General features: G+C 70.7%; 2 protein-coding genes and 1 pseudogene. 2 read left to right on the top strand and 1 reads right to left on the bottom strand.

What is annotated here, in order from left to right:
- Nucleotides 1-1,402 (bottom strand): cysteine desulfurase/sulfurtransferase TusA family protein (locus TR48_RS19755; RefSeq protein ID WP_042369162.1); only part of this gene is annotated, 1,402 nt, incomplete at its 3' end.
- A gap of 405 nt (nucleotides 1,403-1,807) precedes the next feature.
- Between TR48_RS19755 and ctaC the strand changes: the two genes are divergently transcribed.
- Together ctaC and TR48_RS44395 are read left to right on the top strand one after the other, a co-directional pair.
- Entirely contained in the window at nucleotides 1,808-2,680 is an 873-nt protein-coding gene (gene ctaC / locus TR48_RS19750) for an aa3-type cytochrome oxidase subunit II (protein ID WP_042369160.1), read from the top strand.
- A pseudogene (locus tag TR48_RS44395) lies at nucleotides 2,677-2,905 on the top strand (aa3-type cytochrome oxidase subunit I); the annotation flags it as partial. The gene ctaC and the pseudogene TR48_RS44395, both read left to right, overlap by 4 nt.

The following is a 2,905-nucleotide window of genomic DNA, read 5'->3' as shown; positions in this document are numbered from 1 at the left end:
CCCGCCGTACCAGATACGCCGTTCCGTGCGCCTCCGGCAGGAAATCACTCGCCGGGGCCGTGCCCTCGTAGGACTGGTTCTGCAGGTGGCACCAGGCCGGGATGTCGATCGCCGCCACCTCGTCGTCGCTCAGGACGGCCACCAGGCCGCTGACGGGGACGCCCTCGAAGGCCTTCGCCAGCTCGATGACCGGGACGGGGCACATCTGCCCCAGGACGTCGACCACGATCGCGCCCTGGGCGGAGCTCCGCGGCGCCCCGGGCGTCAGGTGGGCGCGGACCTCGGCGACGGCCGGGGGGAGGACCGAGAGGAACTCCTCGACCTGCGCCGCGGTCGCCTCGCGGCCGAGCGAGACGCGGATGTTGCCCTCGGTCAACGCGCCCATCGCGGCGAGGACGTGGCTCGGCGTCAGGGTGCTGGAGGTGCAGGAGGAGCCGGAGGAGACGGCGAAGCCGGCCCGGTCGAGGGCGCCCAGCAGGGACTCGCCGTCGACGTAGAGGCAGGAGAAGGTGAGCAGGTGCGGCAGCCGCCGCGCCGGGTCGTCCAACGCCGGGTGGCCGAGCACGGAGACGTCGGGGACCAGCGCGGGGACGCGCTCGTGCAGGAGTCGTACGAGGGGGCGCAGCCGCGCCTGCGCCTCCGCCGCCTCCTGTCGGGCGGCGCGCAGCGCGACCGCCGCGGCGACGATCGCGGGGACGTCGACATAGCCGGGGACGCGGCCGCCCTCGCGTTCGTCCGCGGGGAGCGGCGAGCGGTAGCGGACGCCCTTGCGGACCGCCAGGACGCCGACGCCGGCCGGGCCGCCCCACTTGTGCGCGGAGGCGGCCAGCGCGGACCAGGGCCCGTCGACCCTGCCCCAGGCGACGGACTGCGCGGCGTCGACGAAGAGCGGGACGTGCGCCTCGGCCGCGAGCTCGGCCACCTCGGCCACCGGCTGGACGGTGCCGACCTCGTGGTTGGCCGACTGGAGGCAGGCGAGCGCGGTCCCGGGGGAGTGCAGCGCCGCCTCGAAGGCGTCGGAAAGCACCCGTCCGAAGGAGTCGACGGCAACCGTCGTCACCGAACCGCCGTCCGCCTCGAATCGCTCGGCGGCGTGCAGTACGGAGGAGTGTTCGACGGCGGAATGAACGAGATGACGCCCTTTCCGGTGATTTCCAGCGAGCAGTCCGAGAACGGCGAGATGGTTCGCCTGCGTACCTGACGCGGTGAAGCTCAGCTCGTCGGCGCGGACGCCCAGGTCGGCGGCGATGCTCTCGCGGGCCGAATCCAGCAGCATTCGGGCCTGGCGCGCGTCGCGGTAGAGCCGTGCCGGGTCCGCCCAGCCCTCGTCCAGCGCGGCCAGCAGAGCCTGCCTGGCCAGGGGATGCAGCGGGACGGTGGACGCGACGTCGAAATTCGGCACGGTCCCACCGTAACGAGCCCGGAGATGGCAGCATGTCAGCCGACGCCGCCGATGGTGCGTGCACCGAAGTGCGCAGGTACGGCGGCGATGCCTGCCCCCAGATCCTATGACGTCCTCATGCGGCGTCAGGAGGCGGCCCCCCGGCCGCCCGTCCGGCGTGTCGCGGCCGCCTGGGGGAGCCTCCGCGCACCCCGTCTGACCTGCGGTATCGCCCGAACGGGGGCAGCGTGGGGTGATGATCGGCGCGTTAGTGGGACCTGCCCGCGAACCGTCGATCGGGCTGGAGTAGGGTTTGGGCCGCATAAACATCCAAACCCTGCCCGTGACCATGCCACTGGGACTCCCGGAGAGCTCTCCGGCGCTCCGGTCGGCTGGTGAGCGGGCGAGACTTCGGGAAGGCGCTAAGTGAGTCCCAACGGCTCCGACCGCTCGCCGCGGCGCTCGATGCGGCGGAAGCTGCTTTCAGCGCTGACGCTGGGCCTCGTCCTTGCCACCGCCACAGGTTGCTCGTCCAACGACCTGCCTCGCCTCGGCCTGCCCACGCCCCGGGACCAGCAGGGCCACACGGTCCTCTTCCTGTGGCAGGGCGCCTGGATCGCCGCGCTGGCGGTCGGGGCGCTCGTCTGGGGACTGATCCTGTGGGCCGTCGTGTTCTACCGGCGTAGCCGCACCAAGGTCGAGGTGCCGCCGCAGTTCCGCTACAACATGCCGCTCGAGGCCCTGTTCACGGTCGTCCCGCTGATCATGGTGTCGGTGTTCTTCTTCTACACCGCGCGTGACGAGGACTACCTGCTCAAGACCAGCGACGCGACGAACCACATCAACGTGGTCGGTTTCCAGTGGAGCTGGGCGTTCAACTACGACTACCAGGTCAATCCGCACGACCAGACCGCGGCGAACGTCAACGGCCCCGGCGCCTACGACGTCGGCACCCCGAGCGAGCAGCCCACGCTGTGGCTGCCGGAGGGCGTGACCACCGAGTTCGACCTGACCTCGCGTGACGTCATCCACGGCTTCTGGCCGATCGACTTCCTCATGAAGATGGACGTCATCCCGGGTGTGGTGAACCACTTCGAGGTCACCCCGACCGTGCTCGGCACCTTCCGCGGGAAGTGCACCGAGCTGTGCGGCGTCGACCACTCGCAGATGCTGTTCAACGTCAAGGTGGTCACCCCGGCTCAGTACGCGGCCCACCTCGCTGACCTGCGCGCCAAGGGCCAGTCGGGCAACGTCCCGTCCGGCATCGTTACCACGGGAGCGGGGAACCTCCAGAAATGACCATCCTCAATGAACCCCATGGGCTCAGCGGGGGTACTGCCACCGCGGCCCGGCCGGCCAAGGAGACGAAGGCCGGTACGTCGATCATCAAGTGGATGACGACGACCGACCACAAGACCATCGGCACCCTGTACCTGGTCACCTCGTTCGCCTTCTTCCTCGTCGGCGGCATCCTGGCACTGACCATGCGTGCCCAGCTGGCGCAGCCGAACGCGGGCGTCCTGA

It is taken from the genome of Streptacidiphilus neutrinimicus, assembly GCF_000787815.1.
Lineage (GTDB): Bacteria > Actinomycetota > Actinomycetes > Streptomycetales > Streptomycetaceae > Streptacidiphilus > Streptacidiphilus neutrinimicus.
The sequence above is the reverse complement of the archived record's forward strand: the minus strand, read 5'-3'. Positions and strand labels throughout refer to the sequence as shown.